We start from the raw sequence: 18,133 nt of genomic DNA, 5'->3' as shown, positions 1-18,133 counted from the left end.
CACCTCGTGCGCCTATATTCCCCCGCTCCAAGGACCCCGGATGCTTGAACTTGTCGCCGCCTTCATCTGCCTCACCACCCTGCTCACTTATGTGAACTTTCGCTTTATCGGCCTGCCGCCCACCATCGGCGTGATGGTCACCGCACTGTTGTTTTCGCTGATCCTGCAAGGCCTGAGCGTGCTCGGCTACCCGGGCCTGGAAGAACGCATCCAGCAGTTGATCGGCCAGATCGACTTCGGCGATTTGCTGATGAACTGGATGCTGTCGTTCCTGCTGTTCGCCGGCGCCTTGCACGTCAACCTGAACGACTTGCGCAGCTACCGCTGGCCCATCGGCCTGCTGGCAACCTTTGGCGTGTTGATCGCCACCGTGGTGATCGGCAGCCTGGCGTACTACATCTTCGCCCTGTTTGGCTGGCACGTGAGTTTCCTTTATTGCCTGCTGTTCGGCGCGCTGATTTCCCCCACCGACCCCATTGCGGTGCTCGGCGTGCTGCGGACCGCCAATGCCTCCAAACCGCTGAAAACCACTATCGTCGGCGAGTCGCTATTCAATGACGGCACCGCCGTGGTGGTGTTTACCGTGCTGCTGGGCATCGCGCAGTTGGGTGAGACGCCCACCGTCGGCGCCACGGCCATGCTGTTTGCCCACGAAGCCATTGGCGGCGTGCTGTTTGGCGGGCTGATCGGCTACCTCGTGTACCTGATGATCAAGAGCATCGAACAGCACCAGATCGAAGTCATGCTGACCCTCGCCCTGGTAATCGGCGGCTCGGCCATGGCTTCGGAACTGCATGTGTCCGCACCGATTGCGATGGTGGTCGCGGGGCTGATCATCGGCAACCTGGGGCGCAAGCTGGCGATGAACGACATGACGCGTCGCTATCTGGATGGTTTCTGGGAACTGCTCGATGACATGCTCAACGCGCTGCTGTTTGCGCTGATCGGCATGGAGCTGCTGCTATTGCCATTCAACTGGCTGCACGTGTTCGCGGCCAGCCTGCTGGCGGTGGCGATCCTGCTCTCGCGCCTGCTCACCGTGGCCCCGGCGATCCTGTTGCTGCGCCGTTGGCGCACGGTGCCACGCGGCACAATCCGCATCCTCACCTGGGGTGGCCTGCGCGGCGGCGTCTCGGTAGCACTGGCCTTGGCCCTGCCCTTGGGCCCGGAGCGCGACTTGTTGCTGAGCATCACCTACATCGTGGTGCTGTCTTCGATCCTGTTGCAGGGCTTGACGATTGGTCGCGTTGTCAGCCGTGTCACTGCGCCGCAGTAACCGCGCCGCGCAACACTTCAAGCAGATGCCGCATCGCCAACGGGCGGCGCGGTGTCGAGCTGTACATGACCACCATCTCGCGTGCATAGCACAGCCGGTCGCCGGCCGGTAACACACGGATGCCGTTGCAGGGCATGCCCGCCCACTGCGGCACCAGCGATACCCCCATCCCCTGGGCGACCAGCATCAGGATAGTTTCCAGCGCATCCAGCTCACATAACACCTCGGGCTCGAAGGACTGTTCATCGAGAAAACGCTGGGCGATCTGCCCACCCCAGGAGCGAGCGTCATAGCGGATAAACGGGCGTTCGCCTAACAAGGCTGCCAGTGACTGCACCCCCCACTCGGCGGGCGCAATCAGAATCAAGGGTTCGGCACGCAGCAAAGCCATCGACAAGGCTTTGGGCGGTTGAAACGGCGGTCGCACCAGTATCGCTGCATCCAATTCCTGGTTGAGCAACTTCTCATAGAGACTTCTGGAATCGCCGGGTGTGATCTTCAGCCTCAGCTTGGGTGCCGACACTGTCAGCCGCTCGATCAGTCCGGGCAAGACGCCGGTCAGCGCCGTGGAAATGGCCCCAATGTTAATCTCCCCCGATAACTCGTCCTGGCTCAGGTGCTCCTGCAACTGGCGCGCCTGTTCAATGACGGCCTGGATTCTGGGCAAAAGCAGCAAGCATTGGTCCGAAGGCCACGCGGCATGTGCGGTGCGCATGAGCAACGTACAACCCAGCGTGCGCTCAAGCGCCTTGACCCGCTGGCTGATCGCCGCCGCACTGCGGTTTTCACGCCGTGCAGCAGCGGCTATAGACCCGGTTTCAATGACAGCGACCAGGCTCCTCAGGAATCGAACATCCATAAGTTTTCCTTTCGCTCAGACCAAGGCAAACCCGTTTTACCCTGGCGGCACCGCCTGTTTAACCTGACAGCTCCCCATCTGGAGAGCCAGCCATGAACAGACCCTTCCACGCTGCATACCATGTTTATGACTTAGACGAGGCGCGCATTTTTTATCGAGATGTTTTGGGTTGCACCGAGGGCCGGTGCAGCGCGACCTGGATCGACTTCGACTTTTTCGGCAATCAACTTTCACTGCACCTGGGTACGCCCTTCCCAACTACACGTACCGGCCTGGTCGGTGAGCACCAGGTACTGATGCCGCACCTGGGCGTGGTGCTGCCACTTGATGAGTGGTTAACGCTTGCCGAACGCCTCACCCGCCTGGGCACACGCTTCGAGATCCCACCCGTGACCCGCTTTGCCGGCGAACCAGGCGAGCAGCGCACGATGTTTTTCCTCGACCCCAGCGGTAATCCCATCGAGGTGAAAGGGTTCAAGCACTTCGAAGGATTGTTCGCGCAGTAAATCCCTGACAACCACAACAATAAGGGCCACCCCCATGACCGTCAGAAAACCCACCAGCCTCATCACCCGCATTATGATCGGCCTGGTTGCCGGGATAATCGTCGGCATCCTGCTCAACCAATTTCCCGAGCAAAAAGCCTGGTTCATCGACAACCTGCTGCAACCAGCGGGCGACCTGTTCATCAAGCTGATGAAGATGATCGTCGTGCCGCTCGTCTTCGCCTGCATGACCGTCGGCATCGCCGGCATGGGCAACCCGGCCGCCCTGGGTCGCGTCGGCCTGAAGACCTTCGTGTACTTCTTCACCATCACCAGTATTGCCATCGTCTTCGGCCTGCTGGTTGGCAATGTGGTGCAGCCGGGCTCGGGCGCCGAATTCGGCAGCACGCTGCAGGCACCGGCCACGGGGCTGGCCTCCAGCGGCAGCCCGCAGAACCTGGGCCAGTTACTGCTGGCAATCGTGCCGGACAACATCGTCCTGGCCATGTCGCAGGGCAAGCTGCTCTCGGTGCTGTTTTTCGCGATTCTGTTCGGTTGTGCCTTGTCGTTGTTGCCCGAGGAACGCAAAGCGCCGTTGATCAGCGTGATGCAGGGCGTCTCCGACACCATGTTCAAAGTCACCCACCTGGTTATGCACTACTCGCCGATAGGTATTTTCGGCTTGATCGCGGTCACCGTCGCCAGCTTTGGCATCAGCGCGTTGCTGCCGCTGGCCAAACTGATCGGCACCACCTATGTCGCGGTGCTCTTGTTTGCCCTGTGTGTATTGGGGGCAGTGGCACGCTTGGCCGGCGTCGGCTTTTTTCACCTGCTGCGGGAAATACGCAGTGAACTGTTACTGGCCTTCAGCAGCGCCGCCTCGGCGACGGTCATGCCTCAACTGATCGAGAAGATGGAGCGTTATGGCGCGCCACGGCCCATTACCAGCATGGTGATCCCGCTGGGGTACTCGTTCAATCTGGATGGGGCATCGCTGTTTGCCGCACTGGGCACGCTGTTCATCGCCCAGGCGTATGGCATCGACTTGAGCCTGGCAGATCAAGGCATGCTGGTCTTGATCATGGTGCTGACATCAAAGGGCGCGGCAGGCGTGCCAGGTTTCATGTTCATCATCCTGACCGCGACCTTGACCGCCGCAGGGCTGCCGGTGGAAGGCGTGGCGATCATCGCAGGCATCTATCGGCTGATGGATATGCCCGTCACCGCATTGAACGTACTGGGCAACGCATTGGCACCCTTGGTGATCGCACGCTGGGAAGGCCAGCTCAGGGCACCCGACAGCACGCCGGCCTCCGAACCTCCCAGCGTGCCTTTCAAGGCCTGACGCGGCAGCCAGGGTGATGTCAGGCTTTGTCCTTATCCTGACGGAGCTTGGCCCGCGTATGAGGTTGAGCAACAGCGGGCACGGACGCCTCGCTGCGAACCTGCGCATGGCTGATCAACGCAAAGATGAAACTACCGCCGATGATATTGCCCGCCAGGGTCGGCCCGGCGAAGACCAGCCAGAAATCCTTCCACGGCAACTCGCCGGCAAACACCAGGTAGGACACTTCCGCTGAACCGACGACGATATGGGTGAAGTCGCCCAGTGCCATGAAGTAGGTGATCAGAATGATGATCCACAGCTTGGCGCTCTCCATCGACGGAATCATCCAGACCATGGTGGCGATCATCCAACCGGAGACAATGCCCTTGGCGAACATCTGCGCGGGGTCGTTCTCCATGACCTTGCGCCCGATCTCGAGGAAGGCCAGGTCGGTCTTGGTATCGAAGATCGGCAGGTGCAGCATTACGTAGGCCACCAGCAAGGTGCCACACAGGTTGCCCACCAGCACCACCGTCCACAGCCGCAACAAGCGCGCGGCATTGGCCAGGGTCGGCTTGCTCATCACCGGCAGCACAGCGGTCAGGGTGTTCTCGGTAAACAACTGCTGACGGGCAAGAATCACCGCGAGAAAGCCTGCGCAATAGCCAAAGCTGGCGATCACCTTGAATTCCTCACCATCCGGCAGGCGCGAATTGAGCAGGCCCATGCCCATCAGCGACAGGCCCATGGTCAAGCCGGCGGCCAGCGCCGACCACCACAGCGCGGCCACACTGCGTTCCAGCTCCTGGTCGCCTTGGGTGCGGATAATTTCGTGTAATACAGCCGCGCGCGGCGGCTGGTTGTCATCAACGTCCTGCTGCTCTTCCTGCGACAGGTTGGGGGTCTTGCCGTCTGCTTGAGTGGCCATGATGTACCAGAGTCCAAGGGGTGCCTGTAGCTACGACACGCCGCGACGATGGCTGTTCAGTGGCACCGCAACTAAACCGGAATACGCCAAGCCTTGGCCTGCTCCACGGTGGTAGAGCTCAAGGGTTTACCCCACGGTTTATTGCGCGCCCGGTAGTGTTTGACGATGCCATCAAGCACACGATTGAACTCTTGCGGCGTCGTCGCCTCGCCCAAATCACGCACCGCGCGTTGCAGTAACTCAACGTTGGCAGACGGCTGACCAGGGCGGTATAGCGAGGGATAAATGACTTCGCGGATAAAATTCGCTGCCTTCACCCCGATATCGCGTTTTTGCATTTCAGTGACGGCGCGGCTCAACACCTTGGACAGGCCAGAGCCATTGCCCACCTGCAGCAGTTGCTGAAAATTACGCTGGCCTGGCGCATTCAGGCGCTTGCCCAGCCAGTCGATATCCTCGGGTCTACGGGCGAGGGCGTCCAGATTGCGCAGCGCCGAGGCTATCTTTGGCGTAATCACCAGCGACGTATCGGATTGATTCGCTTCGGCAATCGCACGGTCCAACGCCTTTAACGCCTGTTGTGCGTCTTTGCGAAAACGCAACGCCTCGGCGCCGGCCGGGTCCTTCTGCAGTTCGTCCTGCACGCTGGCGAGCAGGTGCTCATCCATCGCCATCACGGCATCGTTCAGCGAGGGGAATTCATGGCGCTCACGCTCCAGCTCACGTTTTTGCAGATGCCCTGACACCGCCTGGCGGGCCTGGGCCTGCAAATGCTGTTTCTGCTCGCAGGTCATGGTGAAGTTGACGGTGCCACCGAGCAGGCCGCGATAGTCGCCTTTATCGGAGTTCAACGGCAGCGTTACGGTTTGCTCCGAATACGCTTTGAGCCGGTCATCCTGATAGCTTTCAGCGGCGGTGTGTGGCGTGCCGGTGAACGTGTCAGTCAGATAGCTGAAAAAACCACCGCTTTGGGGGGGCGCCGATGGTTTGTCAGACTCGAACTTGACGATCAGGGCCTCGTCCTTGTTCAGGGGGCTTTCCGGGAAAGAACGTTCAATAATGCCTGGCGCCGGGGTATTGAGGAGCAACCCGCCGTCCTGAAACGCCGTGACCTCTGAAGCAGCCTGAAACCCGTGGCCCTGTTCGGAAGGGCTCTTGAACAACCCAGGCAGCGCCCCCGAAATAAGCGCGGCGCGGGCGATATCCATATCCGGTGTGAGGCTGGCATTGAACACCACCAACTGCGGGCGACCGTCGAACATGCCCGTGCCGGTGATGTTCAGTTGCTTGATCGCCGGAATATGCCGGCTCAAGATCTCCAAGTCGCGAAAAGTGGGGCCACCGCCAGCGTTGAGCCGTTCGGCAATTGCGGTGACTTCCGGGGGGCGGTTGGCTGCGGGCATACCCGCGATATGGGCCAGAACAGACTTACGTGATTCATTACGAATCAAGTCTTCCAGCGGCTGCCCCTCGGTTTGCAGGCGCGGCAGCAACGTCAGCAGCAGTTGAGAGATATTACCCGCCGGCCCTGGCACTTTCCCGACGAATTTGCCGATCTGGGAACTGGCCTCCTGCAACCACGCCGGGACCGGGTCTTTGCTATTGAGCAGGCTGGGCAGGTCAAGGTTATTCGACAGTTGCGTGAAGGCCTTGGCATCCATGCCGCTGGCGAGTAGCGCTGCCGAAATCGCGCCGGCAGAAGAGCCGGAAACCCCTTTGACGCCTTTGAGTTTGTCGGCCTCTTCAAGCGCCTGCACCATCCCTGGAAAGGCGATGCCCTTGGCGCCACCGCCACTGAGTACCAGGTGAGCGGGCGGCGGCGGTGACAGCACCACCTCCACCCGCCCGTCACTGTGACGATAAATACTCAGGTTGCGCTCGCCCACACCTTTGACCAAAGGCGTCTTTACGTCCTGGCCGGTGGTCTGAGGCTGAGGGGGCTGATTCTGTACAACAGAACTGGAGACTTTCATACACGAGGCTCTCTCTACAGGGTGTAGGCCTGAGTGATGAGAGAGCCTCGGATAGATCCATGTGGAATGATTTGGTAAAGCAAATCACGCCACGTAGGTGTTACTCGGGAAGACTGTCGTCCTTGAACTGGTCCTTCACGTACTTGATCTCGGTGCGACCGTGGGGCGCTGGCAATCCGTCTTCGCCCAGGTTGACGAAGACCATTTTTTCCACGGTCAGGATGCTTTTGCGCGTGATCTTGTTGCGCACTTCACAGGTCAGGGTGATGGAGGTGCGGCCGAACTCGGTGGCGGTGATGCCCAGTTCGATGATGTCGCCCTGGCGCGAGGCGCTGACAAAGTTGATTTCCGAGATGTACTTGGTGACCACGCGCTGGTTGCCGAGTTGGACAATCGCGTAGATCGCCGCTTCTTCGTCGATCCAGCGCAGCAAGCTGCCGCCGAACAGGGTGCCGTTGGGGTTGAGGTCTTCGGGTTTTACCCATTTGCGGGTGTGGAAGTTCATGATCACTCCAAAGCGTCTTGCCAAATGATGGGCAACATCATGGCAGAGCCAGGGCCCAAGCTCTATGAGCCATTAGCTATCAGGCCCATGAGCGATCTTCATGCCGCCGACAGAAAGGCTTGGGAAGTGCCGCTTACACGGCTATAATCGCCTCCGCTTCAAAACGGTCATCTTCGATTGATACCGTTCTCCCGCCACCTGTCCGAGGGGCGCTGCAGCAGGTTCAACCTGTCAGGCTCGGATGGGGCGTTGTCCGGCCTGGTTGCCCTGGCCTGATACTAAACGCACAACGGCGCCCATTCGCACCCTACGAATGGAGGCTCTCTATGAGCGCTGTAATGACGCCTGCTGATTTCAATGACTACAAAGTCGCCGATATGTCCCTCGCTGCCTGGGGCCGTCGCGAAACCTTTATCGCCGAATCCGAAATGCCAGCCCTGATGGGCCTGCGTCGCAAGTACGCCGCTGAGCAGCCGCTCAAGGGTGCGAAGATCCTCGGCTGCATCCACATGACCATCCAGACTGCCGTGCTGATCGAAACCCTGGTTGCATTGGGTGCCGAAGTGCGTTGGTCGTCCTGCAACATCTTCTCGACTCAAGACCAGGCCGCCGCCGCTATCGCTGCTGCCGGTATCCCGGTATTTGCCTGGAAAGGCGAGACCGAAGAAGAGTACGAGTGGTGCCTGGAGCAAACCATCCTCAAAGATGGCGCGCCTTGGGATGCCAACATGATCCTTGACGACGGCGGCGACCTCACCGAGCTGCTGCACAAGAAGTACCCGCAAATCCTCGACCGCGTCCACGGCGTCACCGAAGAGACCACCACCGGCGTACACCGCCTGCTGGACATGCTGGCCAAGGGCGAGCTGAAAATCCCGGCCATCAACGTCAACGACTCGGTGACCAAGAGCAAGAACGACAACAAGTACGGCTGCCGTCACAGCCTGAACGATGCGATCAAGCGCGGCACCGACCACCTGCTGTCGGGCAAGCAAGCCCTGGTAATCGGCTACGGTGACGTGGGCAAGGGTTCGTCCCAGTCGTTGCGTCAGGAAGGCATGATCGTCAAGGTCTCCGAAGTTGACCCGATCTGCGCCATGCAAGCCTGCATGGACGGTTTCGAAGTGGTTTCGCCGTTCATCAACGGCCAGAACGACGGCACCTCCGCCTGCATCGACGCAGCCCTGCTGGGCAAGATCGACCTGATCGTCACCACCACCGGTAACGTGAATGTGTGCGATGCAAACATGCTCAAGGCCCTGAAGAAGCGCGCCGTTGTCTGCAACATCGGTCACTTCGACAACGAGATCGACACCGCTTTCATGCGCAAGAACTGGGCATGGGAAGAAGTAAAGCCTCAGGTACACAAGGTTCACCGTACCGGCGCTGGTGATTTCGACCCACAGAACGATGACTACCTGATCCTGCTGGCCGAAGGCCGCCTGGTGAACCTGGGCAACGCCACTGGCCACCCAAGCCGCATCATGGATGGCTCGTTCGCCAACCAGGTACTGGCGCAGATATTCCTGTTCGAACAGAAGTACGCCGACCTGTCGCCCGCCCAGAAAGCCGAGCGCCTGACCGTGGAAGTACTGCCCAAGAAACTCGACGAAGAAGTGGCCCTGGAAATGGTCCGCGGCTTCGGCGGCGTGGTGACTCAACTGACCAAGACCCAGGCCGACTACATCGGCGTGACGGTTGAAGGTCCGTTCAAGCCGCACGCTTACCGCTACTAAGTAACCGGCCCTCTCCTTGCCGCAGAGGGCTTGTGTGGAAGCGGGCTTGCTCGCGAATGCGGTGTGTCAGTTGATGTATAGGGTGACTGACACGCCCCTTTCGCGAGCAAGCCCGCTCCCACATTAAATCGGTGCATGACTTCCGGTATCCAAGTTTCATAGGGTTATTACCATGTCCCAAGACCGTCGCTACAGCTTCGAGTTCTTCCCGACCAAGACCGATGCTGGGCATGAAAAACTGATGACCACTGCCAAGCAGTTGGCCAGCTTCAGCCCTGATTTCTTCTCCTGCACCTACGGCGCTGGCGGTTCGACCCGTGACCGCACGATCAACACCGTGTTGCAGCTGGAAAGTGAAGTCAAAGTTCCAGCCGCTCCGCACTTGTCGTGCGTGGGCGACAGCAAGGCCGACCTGCGTAGCCTGCTGACCCAATACAAAGCCGCCGGCATCAAGCGCATCGTTGCGCTGCGTGGCGACCTGCCATCGGGTATGGGCATGGCCAGCGGAGAGCTGCGCTACGCCAACGACCTGGTGAGTTTCATCCGCGAAGAAAGTGGTGATCACTTCCATATCGAAGTGGCCGCTTATCCGGAGATGCACCCCCAGGCGCGCAATTTCGAAGACGATTTGCAGAATTTCGTGCGCAAGGCCAATGCCGGCGCCGACAGCGCAATCACCCAGTACTTCTTCAACGCCGACAGCTACTTCTACTTCGTCGAGCGTGTACGGGCGATGGGCGTGAACATCCCCATCGTGCCGGGCATCATGCCCATCACCAACTACAGCAAGCTGGCGCGCTTCTCCGACGCCTGCGGCGCCGAGATCCCACGCTGGGTGCGCAAGCAACTGGAAGCCTATGGCGATGACGTCAAAAGCATCCAGGCGTTCGGCGAGCAGGTCATCACCGAGATGTGTGAGCAATTGTTGCAAGGTGGTGCACCAGGGTTGCATTTCTATACCCTGAACCAGGCTGAACCCAGCCTTGCCATCTGGAACAACCTCAAGCTGCCACGTTAACGCTTGACCAGTTGTACCAAGGCCCTCGTTCTGACGAGGGCCTTTGTCGTTTTACGTTACCCACGGAACCCCGCAGTCCATGAATACAGTGCCCCCGACGTCCCGCCCGCAACTGGTCTACCTGGTCTTCGGCGCCGACACCTACCATCAGGAAGCCGTATTCAGCATCGCCAGCGCACTGGCGTTCCTGCAGGACACCCCGGACGCGAACATCGACATCCAGGTATTTAGCGACAACCCCGAGCCCTATCGCCTGTTGCCGGTGCGCGTGCGCCCATTGGACGAGGCCACCCGCAAGCGCTGGAGCGAGCCTCACGGCTATCACTTTCGCACCAAACACGTGGTGCTGCGCCAAGTACTGCAAGAATCCCCGGTGGCGCTGCTGATCGACACCGACACTTTCTTCCATCATTCGCCCATGGCCCTGTTCGAACGCGTACAGCCCGGCACCTTGTTGTGCAACGCCTTCTACACCAAGTACGGCGACAACCACGAAAGCATCCTGTACACCGCCCTGCGCCAGCGCCTGCTGGACATGGGCGTGGCTGACGATGACATGATGACCCTCAACTCCGGTGTCATGGGCCTGACCCAACAGGATGCGCACATCCTCGACCGCTCCATCGAGTTGATGGATGAACTGTTTCCCCATGCCCAGGGCGCCTACACCCTGGAAGAGTTCTGCCTGTCCATCGCCGCTTACCGCACCGTGAAGGTGCGCGAGTGCCCGGACCTGATCCACCATTACTGGAGCCGCAAACAGCTGTTCCGGGCCAAGGTCAAGGCGTGGATCGCCAAGCACGCCAGCGCGCCCACCAGTGCGCAAGCCCTGGCCGATACGCGCCAGGTCTCCTCGCACCTGCCGCGCCCGCCGCGTTTGCAGCGTTTGATGTACAAACTGATCACCCTGCTGCTGCCCAAGCATCAGCAACAGTTCATCCGCGAGATTCTTTACGGCTGCTACGAACACGAAAACGAGTTCGACCAGGCGTGCGGCCCGGTCTGGTGGGACAAGGCCCGACAAAACCAGGAAGAACGCCAGAAGCGCCCGCTTGATGCCCACCAGCTGGAACACTGGTTCGCCAACCCCGTGGTGCGTTTGATTCTGGGTGAGCGCCGCGCCGCGATCCAGGAACACCTGCTAAACGCTCCCGCGAAGTAAGACCGCCCTCCAATGCGCGTGCCAGAGCTTCTCTTTCTGTGGGCAGCGTCGTAACCTCAGGGTATGCCCGTCCTCTTCAAGCTGTTGACCGCTGTGCTGTTTTCTTGCCTGAGCCTGGCCGCTCATGGCGAGAAGCTGCGCATTGTCACCGAACCCTGGGCGCCCTATGTCTACGAAGACAACGGCACCATGGCCGGCCTGGATTACGAAACCACCCTGATCGTGTTCCAGCGCCTGGGGGTGCAGGTGCAATGGCAGTTCCTGCCCTGGAAGCGCTGCCTGGCGATGCTCGAGCAGGGCCACGCCGACGGCGCGCTGGATATTTTCCACAGCCAGGAGCGCGACGCCTTGCTGCTCTATCCCAGCGAGCCGTTGTCGGAAGTCGAATTTGTCTTGTTCTATGCCAACGACCGCCCCCACCCCGCCGCCACCCTCGACGACCTGCGCGGCCTGACAGTTGGCGTTTCCCCCGGCTACCTCTATGGCGACGCGTTCAGTGGGTCCAACACCTTCGAGCGTGAACCTGCGCCCAGCCATGAGGCCAATTTTGGCAAACTCATGCTGGGGCGCGTCGATATGGTGGTGACTGACCGACGCGTGGGGCACTACGTGATCAAGGCGCTGGGCCTGGAAGGTAAGGTCAGCCAGGCGTCGGTGGTGGTCAGTCGCCAGCAGCAATTTCTTGCGGTACGCCGTGGCGCAGGCATGGACCTGCTGGTGCAACGCTTTGCCGCCGAGCTCAAGCGCTTCAAGCAAGAGCCGGCCTATGCCACCTTGAGTGCTAAATATGGCCGGATGCACGAGCAAACGGCCCCCATACCGGCCCCCGAACACGCCGTTGAGCAGCAGGAAAGCAGCGCGCAGTGATTGCTCTGTTATACTGCGGCCTTTCCGCCAGGCTTACGCCCGGCCGCTCGGGTCTTGAAAACGGCACCCAACCCAGCTACTGCGCAGCTTTGCGGCCCGCGCGAGCCGGTGGAGTGCCCGCCAGACGCAGCAGGACCGGACGGGGTTGCGCTCCCCTAAGCGCCATTCACGCCCGGCAAGATTATCCCTTTGGGCCAAGCCCTAACTAAAACAGGATTACTCATGTCCTTTGCTTCCCTCGGTCTCTCCGAGGCTTTAGTCCGCGCCATCGAGGCAGCGGGCTATACCGAGCCTACTCCGGTGCAACAGCGGGCCATTCCCGCCGTGTTGCAAGGTCGCGACCTGATGGTCGCGGCTCAGACAGGTACTGGTAAAACCGGCGGTTTCGCCCTCCCGATCCTGGAGCGGTTGTTTCCCAACGGTCACCCGGACAAATCCCAACGTCACGGCCCGCGCCAACCGCGTGTACTGGTCCTGACCCCAACCCGCGAACTCGCAGCCCAAGTGCACGACAGCTTCAAGCTGTATGCCCGCGACTTGAAGTTCGTCAGCGCCTGCATCTTCGGCGGCGTCGGCATGAACCCACAGGTTCAGGCCATGTCCCGTGGCGTCGACGTGCTGGTGGCCTGCCCGGGTCGCTTGCTCGACCTGTGCGGCCAAGGCAGCGTCGATTTGTCCCACGTGGAAATCCTCGTGCTGGACGAAGCCGACCGCATGCTCGACATGGGCTTTGTCCATGACGTGAAAAAGGTCCTCGCCCGCCTGCCGGCCAAACGTCAGAACCTGCTGTTTTCGGCAACGTTCTCCCAGGACATCACCGCCCTGGCTGGCAAGCTGCTGCACAACCCCGAGCGCATCGAAGTCACGCCACCGAACACCACGGTCGAGCGTATCGAGCAACGCGTGTTCCGCCTGGCAGCCAGCCACAAGCGCTCGCTGCTGGCGCACCTGATCACCCACGGTGCCTGGGAACAGGTGCTGGTGTTCACCCGCACCAAGCACGGCGCCAACCGCCTGGCCGAGTACCTGGACAAGCACGGCCTCACCGCCGTTGCCATCCACGGCAACAAGAGCCAGAACGCACGCACCAAAGCCCTGGCCGACTTCAAGGCCGGTACTGTGCGTATCCTGGTCGCTACCGATATCGCCGCACGCGGCCTGGATATCGACCAGTTGCCACACGTGGTCAACTTTGAGCTGCCAAACGTCGATGAAGACTATGTGCACCGTATCGGCCGTACGGGCCGTGCCGGTCGTTCGGGCGAGGCCATTTCGTTGGTCGCGCCGGACGAAGAAAAACTGCTGAAAAGCATCGAACGCATGACCAAGCAGAAAATCGCCGACGGCGACCTGATGGGCTTCGATGCCAGCGCCGTGGAGGCCGAGAAGCCAGAAGCGCGCGAACGCCCAGACGTGCGTAACCCACGCAACCCACGCGGCCCCAAAGGCGATGGCCCGAACGGCGGCGGTGGTGGCGGTGGTCGTCGCGACAAAGGCAAGGACAAGGGCAAGGAAAAATCCGCGACCAGCAGCCGTGGCGAACGCCCGGCCCGTGAGCAGAAGCCCCGTGAAGGTACCCCGGCCCGCGAACAGCGCCAGCCGAGCCAGCCACCACGCGCCGCGGCCGACCGCGCCCCGGACGAGTTCCTTGACGACGATATCGATAACTTCGGTAACCGCGTCGACTACGTACCCCAAGCCAAACCGGCCCAGGGCCGTGGCCGTCGTCCAGGGGCTCCGGCCCAGGGCGCAGGCGCTCCACGTAGCGGCCAGCCACAGGGCGGTCGCCAGAACGCCCCGCGCAACAGCAGCGGCGGCACCACCGGTACCCCGCCTGCCAAGCGCAGCGGCCCGCGTAATGGCGCACCGCGTGACGGCCAGGCCCGTCGCGAAGACTCGCGAAGCAACAACCGCCGCCCGGCCCGTGACGATCAGCCTCGCTCGTCCGAGCCTGCGGTACAAAACCCGCGCGGTGGCCCGGCGCCGAAGATCATCCACAAGGAGTCGAAAGCGGATCGCTTCCCGACACCTGAGCAGTTGGACCAACTGCCAGGCCGTCCTCGTGGTGAGAAACCAGCGCTGCTGACTCGCAACCGCTGATTTTCTGTGGGAGCTGGCTTGCCTGCGATGGCATCAACCCGGTGCACCTGATGTACCGAGGTGCCTGCATCGCAGGCAAGCCAGCTCCCACATTGACTGCATTTCAGACACAAAAAAACCGGATCTCAGAATCCGGTTTTTTTGTGTACAGGCAGAAATTACTTCTGCTTCACGCCTTCCAGCGAGATGTCCAAGTCGACAGTCTGCGAAGTCGGGCCTGGGCCTTTCACGCCGAAGTCGTTCAAGTCAATCGTGGTCTTGGCGTTGAAGCCGGCACGTTCGCCGCCCCATGGATCCTTGCCTTCACCGTTGAAGGTGGCCTTGAAGGTCACAGGCTTAGTCACACCGTGGAACGTCAGGTCGCCAGTCACATCAGCTGTCTTTTCGCCAGTGGATTTGACGGCGGTAGACACGAACTTGGCATCGGCAAATTTGGCCACATCGATGAAGTCTTTGCTGGCGATGTGCTTGTCACGTTCTGCGTGGTTGGACCACAGGCTGGCGGTTTTCACGTCGACCGCGATTTTGCTGGCTTCAGGCTTGGCTGCGTCCCAGCTGAAGGTGCCATCCCAGTCCTTGAAGGTACCGTGGATGTAGCTGTAGCCCAGGTGGCTGATTTTCCAATCGATAAAGGCGTGTTGGCCTTCTTTATCGATCTTGTAGTCAGCGGCCATCGCCGAACCTGCGGACAGCAGGGCAGAACCGATTGCCAGCGCAGCGAGTGTTTTTTTCAACATGCTTTCTATTCCTTGTGAGTCGAGGTTGAACATCAGGCTTTGCGTCCCAGCATTCGCGTAAGGGTCGCATCACGATCGATAAAGTGGTGTTTCAGTGCCGCCACGCCGTGCAAGCCGGCGAAGACCACCAACACCCAGGCCAGGTACAGGTGCACCCAACCGGCGGTATCTGCCTGGTCCGGTAGACCGGAAACCACGGCAGGAATTTCAAACAGACCAAACACCGGGATACCGACACCGTCTGCGGTGGAAATCAGGTAACCGGCAATCATCACGGCAAACAGCCCAACATAAAGGAATGCGTGCCCAAATGCGGCACCGATCCGCGTCATGCGGCTATAGCTGGTCAGCGGTGGCGGCGGCGGGCTGACCAGGCGCCAGACGATCCGCACCAGCATGATGGCGAACAGCGTGATGCCAATGCTCTTGTGCAAGTCGGGCGCATCTTTGCGCCAGGCGCTGTAGTAATCGAGACCGACCATCCACAAGCCCAAGGCAAATAAACCGAACACCACCAGGGCGACGCCCCAGTGCAGAACCATGCTGACCCAACCATAGCGGGCCGGCGAATTGCGTAGCTGCATGTACTTAATCCCGTAAGAACTGTGCCCAAGACTAGCGCTTTACCTATCGAATTAAAGCGGAAAATTTTGCTTTGAAATATCGAGAAATACGATAAAGAGGCTATGCATAATAAATTAACAAGGGATTAAGACTATTCCCAAGAAACGTGACAGACCGTCCTGCATTTACCGCGAATTTCCCCACAATGGCTTGTGAGCCAAGCCACCATTGCATAGGCTTGCGCGATTGTTTCGCCCGCGCAGGCAGCGGGACCGCTTCGAGGAGATCACCGATGGGCTTGAACAACCAGTGGATGCAACGCGACCTCGCGGTGCTGTGGCATCCCTGCACCCAGATGAAAGACCACCAGCAACTGCCGCTGGTGCCCATCAAACGCGGTGAAGGCGTATGGCTGGAAGACTTCGAAGGCAAGCGCTACCTCGACGCCGTCAGTTCCTGGTGGGTCAACGTATTCGGCCACGCCAACCCGCGTATCAACCAGCGCATCAAGGACCAGGTCGACCAGCTGGAACACGTGATCCTCGCCGGCTTCAGCCATCAGCCGGTGATCGAGCTGTCCGAGCGCCTGGTCGCGATGACGCCCGAAGGGCTGACCCGCTGCTTCTACGCCGATAACGGTTCGTCCTGCATCGAAGTGGCGCTGAAGATGAGCTTTCACTACTGGCTCAACCGCGGTCAGCCGAATAAAAAGCGCTTCGTCACCCTCACCAACAGTTACCACGGCGAAACCATCGCCGCGATGTCGGTGGGTGACGTGCCGCTGTTTACCGAGACCTACAAGGCGCTGCTGCTCGACACGATCAAGGTGCCGAGCCCGGACTGCTACCTGCGCCCCGAAGGCATGAGCTGGGAAGAACACTCGCGCAACATGTTTCTGGCCATGGAACAGACCCTGGCCGAGCACCACGACACCGTTGCCGCCGTGATTGTCGAGCCGCTGATCCAGGGCGCCGGTGGCATGCGCATGTACCACCCGGTGTACCTCAAGCTGCTGCGCGAAGCCTGCGACCGCTATGGCGTGCATTTGATCCACGACGAAATCGCCGTGGGCTTTGGCCGCACCGGCAGCATGTTCGCCTGTGAACAAGCCGGCATCCGCCCGGACTTCCTGTGCCTGTCCAAGGCCCTTACCGGCGGTTACCTGCCGCTGGCCGCCGTGGTCACAACCGAAGAGGTCTACAGCGCCTTCTACGACGATTACCCCACCTTGCGCGCCTTCCTGCACTCCCACAGCTACACCGGCAACCCGCTGGCCTGTGCGGCGGCGTTGGCGACGCTGGATATCTTTGAAGAAGACAACGTCATCGAGAGCAACAAGGCCCTGGCCCAGCGCATGGCCACCGCCACCGCGCACTTGGTGGACCACCCTCACGTATCCGAAGTGCGCCAGACCGGCATGGTGCTGGCCATCGAGATGGTGCAGGACAAAGCCACCAAGGCCGCCTACCCGTGGCAGGAGCGCCGTGGTTTGAAGGTTTTCGAGCACGCGTTGGAACGTGGTGCGTTGTTGCGGCCGTTGGGCAGCGTGGTGTATTTCCTGCCGCCGTATGTGATTACACCCGAACAGATCGACTTTCTGGCCGAAGTGGCCAGCGAAGGCATCGATATCGCCACTAACAGCAAAGTCAGTGTGGCGGTGCCCAAAGATTTTCACCCAGGCTTCCGTGATCCGGGTTGATTGCCCAAATCCTTGTAGGAGCGAGCTTGCTCGCGAAGGCATTCCAGGCGCACCGCTGCGTCGGATGTACATTTTTCGCGAGCAAGAACTAGGCGTCCCCCTCGCTCCTACATAAACAACCTCTTCAGAGAACAGATATGAGATTGTCCCGCTTTTTCACCGACACCCCGCTGAGCCTCGGTGATCACGAATTGCCCGAAGCCCAGGCGCATTACATCAGCCGTGTGTTGCGCATGACTGAGGGCGATGCCGTGCAATTGTTCGACGGCTCTGGCCAGGAATTTCGTGGCACCTTGCTGGAAGTCGGTAAAAAACGCGTCACCGTGCAACTCACGGAAAGCTTTGCCGGCCAGGCTGAATCTCCCTTGCATATTCACCTCGGCCAGGGCCTGTCCCGGGGCGAGCGCATGGATTGGGCGATCCAGAAAGCCACTGAATTGGGCGTCAACGCGATCACACCGATCTTCAGCGACCGCTGCGAAGTACGCCTCAAGGACGAACGCGCCGACAAGCGTTTGCTGCACTGGCGCCAGGTAGCAATCAGCGCGTGCGAGCAATGTGGGCGTTCAACGGTGCCGGTGATTCACCCACCGCTCTTGCTGGCAGACTGGCTCAAGCAAACCGAGGCGGACTTGAAGCTGGTGCTGCACCCGGTGGCAGAGCCGATGATCAGCCACGCCAAGCCCTCCAGCCTGGCGTTCTTGATCGGCCCCGAAGGTGGGCTGACCGACAATGAAGTCGAGACCGCCCAGGGCGCCGGCTACCATGCCGCCCGCCTCGGCCCGCGGGTGTTGCGTACCGAGACCGCGCCCGTCGTCGCATTATCCGTCGCCCAACAACTCTGGGGCGACTTCTAACCTCACCCTGTAAACCCAAATCAACTGTGGGAGCTGGCCT

The 18,133-nt window shown here is 60.4% G+C and carries 16 protein-coding genes and 1 riboswitch; of the genes, 10 read left to right on the top strand and 6 right to left on the bottom strand.

Features of this window, described 5'->3' with window-relative positions:
- The first annotated feature begins 40 nt into the window (after positions 1-40).
- Complete coding sequence (locus TX24_RS10060; RefSeq protein WP_044271874.1) at positions 41-1,276, top strand: cation:proton antiporter; 1,236 nt, start codon at positions 41-43, stop codon at positions 1,274-1,276.
- Here the strand turns inward: TX24_RS10060 and TX24_RS10055 are convergent.
- Complete coding sequence (locus TX24_RS10055) at positions 1,260-2,135, bottom strand: LysR substrate-binding domain-containing protein (RefSeq protein ID WP_057710259.1); 876 nt, start codon at positions 2,133-2,135, stop codon at positions 1,260-1,262. The two genes, TX24_RS10060 and TX24_RS10055, sit on opposite strands and share 17 nt — an antisense overlap.
- 92 nt (positions 2,136-2,227) lie before the next feature.
- Between TX24_RS10055 and TX24_RS10050 the strand changes: the two genes are divergently transcribed.
- A complete protein-coding gene (locus TX24_RS10050) occupies positions 2,228-2,641 on the top strand; it encodes a VOC family protein (protein ID WP_044271877.1) in 414 nt (137 codons plus the stop codon).
- Between the two features lie 34 nt (positions 2,642-2,675).
- Positions 2,676-3,965 (top strand): cation:dicarboxylate symporter family transporter, encoded by a 1,290-nt coding sequence (locus tag TX24_RS10045; RefSeq protein WP_234454812.1) that lies wholly within the window; start codon positions 2,676-2,678, stop codon positions 3,963-3,965.
- A 19-nt stretch (positions 3,966-3,984) separates the two neighbouring features.
- Here the strand turns inward: TX24_RS10045 and TX24_RS10040 are convergent, their stop codons facing one another.
- From TX24_RS10040 to TX24_RS10030, 3 genes are all read right to left on the bottom strand, one after another.
- Complete coding sequence (locus TX24_RS10040; protein ID WP_057710258.1) at positions 3,985-4,875, bottom strand: formate/nitrite transporter family protein; 891 nt, start codon at positions 4,873-4,875, stop codon at positions 3,985-3,987.
- Positions 4,876-4,946: 71 nt separating this feature from the next.
- The gene (locus TX24_RS10035) at positions 4,947-6,848 is read right to left on the bottom strand and encodes a patatin-like phospholipase family protein (RefSeq protein ID WP_057710257.1); all 1,902 of its coding nucleotides are present in this window, start codon (positions 6,846-6,848) and stop codon (positions 4,947-4,949) included.
- Between the two features lie 100 nt (positions 6,849-6,948).
- Positions 6,949-7,353 (bottom strand): acyl-CoA thioesterase, encoded by a 405-nt coding sequence (locus TX24_RS10030; RefSeq protein ID WP_003194988.1) that lies wholly within the window; start codon positions 7,351-7,353, stop codon positions 6,949-6,951.
- Positions 7,354-7,551: 198 nt separating this feature from the next.
- A riboswitch (S-adenosyl-L-homocysteine riboswitch) is annotated at positions 7,552-7,658 on the top strand.
- Positions 7,659-7,679: 21 nt separating this feature from the next.
- Between TX24_RS10030 and ahcY the strand changes: the two genes are divergently transcribed.
- The 5 genes from ahcY (at position 7,680) to TX24_RS10005 (ending at position 14,236) form a co-directional block, all read left to right on the top strand.
- On the top strand, positions 7,680-9,089 hold the full coding sequence (gene ahcY / locus TX24_RS10025) for an adenosylhomocysteinase (RefSeq protein WP_003194990.1): 1,410 nt from the start codon (positions 7,680-7,682) through the stop codon (positions 9,087-9,089).
- 172 nt (positions 9,090-9,261) lie between these two features.
- Positions 9,262-10,107, top strand: coding sequence for a methylenetetrahydrofolate reductase [NAD(P)H] (gene metF, locus TX24_RS10020; protein WP_003194992.1), 846 nt, complete (start codon positions 9,262-9,264; stop codon positions 10,105-10,107).
- A 79-nt stretch (positions 10,108-10,186) separates the two neighbouring features.
- The gene (locus tag TX24_RS10015) at positions 10,187-11,269 is read left to right on the top strand and encodes a hypothetical protein (protein ID WP_044271883.1); all 1,083 of its coding nucleotides are present in this window, start codon (positions 10,187-10,189) and stop codon (positions 11,267-11,269) included.
- Between the two features lie 63 nt (positions 11,270-11,332).
- Positions 11,333-12,136 (top strand): substrate-binding periplasmic protein, encoded by an 804-nt coding sequence (locus TX24_RS10010; RefSeq protein WP_044271885.1) that lies wholly within the window; start codon positions 11,333-11,335, stop codon positions 12,134-12,136.
- A 222-nt stretch (positions 12,137-12,358) separates the two neighbouring features.
- Positions 12,359-14,236 (top strand): RNA helicase RhlE2, encoded by a 1,878-nt coding sequence (locus TX24_RS10005; protein ID WP_044271888.1) that lies wholly within the window; start codon positions 12,359-12,361, stop codon positions 14,234-14,236.
- A gap of 158 nt (positions 14,237-14,394) precedes the next feature.
- Here the strand turns inward: TX24_RS10005 and TX24_RS10000 are convergent, their stop codons facing one another.
- Both TX24_RS10000 and TX24_RS09995 read right to left on the bottom strand, forming a co-directional pair.
- On the bottom strand, positions 14,395-14,973 hold the full coding sequence (locus TX24_RS10000) for a YceI family protein (protein ID WP_032894782.1): 579 nt from the start codon (positions 14,971-14,973) through the stop codon (positions 14,395-14,397).
- Between the two features lie 32 nt (positions 14,974-15,005).
- The gene (locus TX24_RS09995; RefSeq protein WP_032894779.1) at positions 15,006-15,557 is read right to left on the bottom strand and encodes a cytochrome b; all 552 of its coding nucleotides are present in this window, start codon (positions 15,555-15,557) and stop codon (positions 15,006-15,008) included.
- A gap of 272 nt (positions 15,558-15,829) precedes the next feature.
- Here TX24_RS09995 and TX24_RS09990 point away from each other — a divergent pair, with 272 nt between their 5' ends.
- Positions 15,830-17,236, top strand: a complete 1,407-nt coding sequence (locus tag TX24_RS09990) for an adenosylmethionine--8-amino-7-oxononanoate transaminase (RefSeq protein WP_057710256.1) — start codon at positions 15,830-15,832, stop codon at positions 17,234-17,236.
- A 137-nt stretch (positions 17,237-17,373) separates the two neighbouring features.
- The gene (locus TX24_RS09985) at positions 17,374-18,093 is read left to right on the top strand and encodes a 16S rRNA (uracil(1498)-N(3))-methyltransferase (RefSeq protein WP_044271891.1); all 720 of its coding nucleotides are present in this window, start codon (positions 17,374-17,376) and stop codon (positions 18,091-18,093) included.
- The last annotated feature ends 40 nt before the right edge of the window (positions 18,094-18,133 follow it).

Source organism: Pseudomonas lactis (assembly GCF_001439845.1).
Lineage (GTDB): Bacteria > Pseudomonadota > Gammaproteobacteria > Pseudomonadales > Pseudomonadaceae > Aquipseudomonas > Aquipseudomonas lactis.
This window is presented reverse-complemented; position numbering and strand designations above follow the sequence as displayed.

Coding starts and splice junctions, on each gene's coding strand:
- TX24_RS10060 (WP_044271874.1), top strand. CDS start 41: ATGCTTGAACTTGTCGCCGCCTTCATCTGCCTCACCACCCTGCTCACT.
- TX24_RS10055 (WP_057710259.1), bottom strand. CDS start 2,135: ATGGATGTTCGATTCCTGAGGAGCCTGGTCGCTGTCATTGAAACCGGG.
- TX24_RS10050 (WP_044271877.1), top strand. CDS start 2,228: ATGAACAGACCCTTCCACGCTGCATACCATGTTTATGACTTAGACGAG.
- TX24_RS10045 (WP_234454812.1), top strand. CDS start 2,676: ATGACCGTCAGAAAACCCACCAGCCTCATCACCCGCATTATGATCGGC.
- TX24_RS10040 (WP_057710258.1), bottom strand. CDS start 4,875: ATGGCCACTCAAGCAGACGGCAAGACCCCCAACCTGTCGCAGGAAGAG.
- TX24_RS10035 (WP_057710257.1), bottom strand. CDS start 6,848: ATGAAAGTCTCCAGTTCTGTTGTACAGAATCAGCCCCCTCAGCCTCAG.
- TX24_RS10030 (WP_003194988.1), bottom strand. CDS start 7,353: ATGAACTTCCACACCCGCAAATGGGTAAAACCCGAAGACCTCAACCCC.
- ahcY (WP_003194990.1), top strand. CDS start 7,680: ATGAGCGCTGTAATGACGCCTGCTGATTTCAATGACTACAAAGTCGCC.
- metF (WP_003194992.1), top strand. CDS start 9,262: ATGTCCCAAGACCGTCGCTACAGCTTCGAGTTCTTCCCGACCAAGACC.
- TX24_RS10015 (WP_044271883.1), top strand. CDS start 10,187: ATGAATACAGTGCCCCCGACGTCCCGCCCGCAACTGGTCTACCTGGTC.
- TX24_RS10010 (WP_044271885.1), top strand. CDS start 11,333: ATGCCCGTCCTCTTCAAGCTGTTGACCGCTGTGCTGTTTTCTTGCCTG.
- TX24_RS10005 (WP_044271888.1), top strand. CDS start 12,359: ATGTCCTTTGCTTCCCTCGGTCTCTCCGAGGCTTTAGTCCGCGCCATC.
- TX24_RS10000 (WP_032894782.1), bottom strand. CDS start 14,973: ATGTTGAAAAAAACACTCGCTGCGCTGGCAATCGGTTCTGCCCTGCTG.
- TX24_RS09995 (WP_032894779.1), bottom strand. CDS start 15,557: ATGCAGCTACGCAATTCGCCGGCCCGCTATGGTTGGGTCAGCATGGTT.
- TX24_RS09990 (WP_057710256.1), top strand. CDS start 15,830: ATGGGCTTGAACAACCAGTGGATGCAACGCGACCTCGCGGTGCTGTGG.
- TX24_RS09985 (WP_044271891.1), top strand. CDS start 17,374: ATGAGATTGTCCCGCTTTTTCACCGACACCCCGCTGAGCCTCGGTGAT.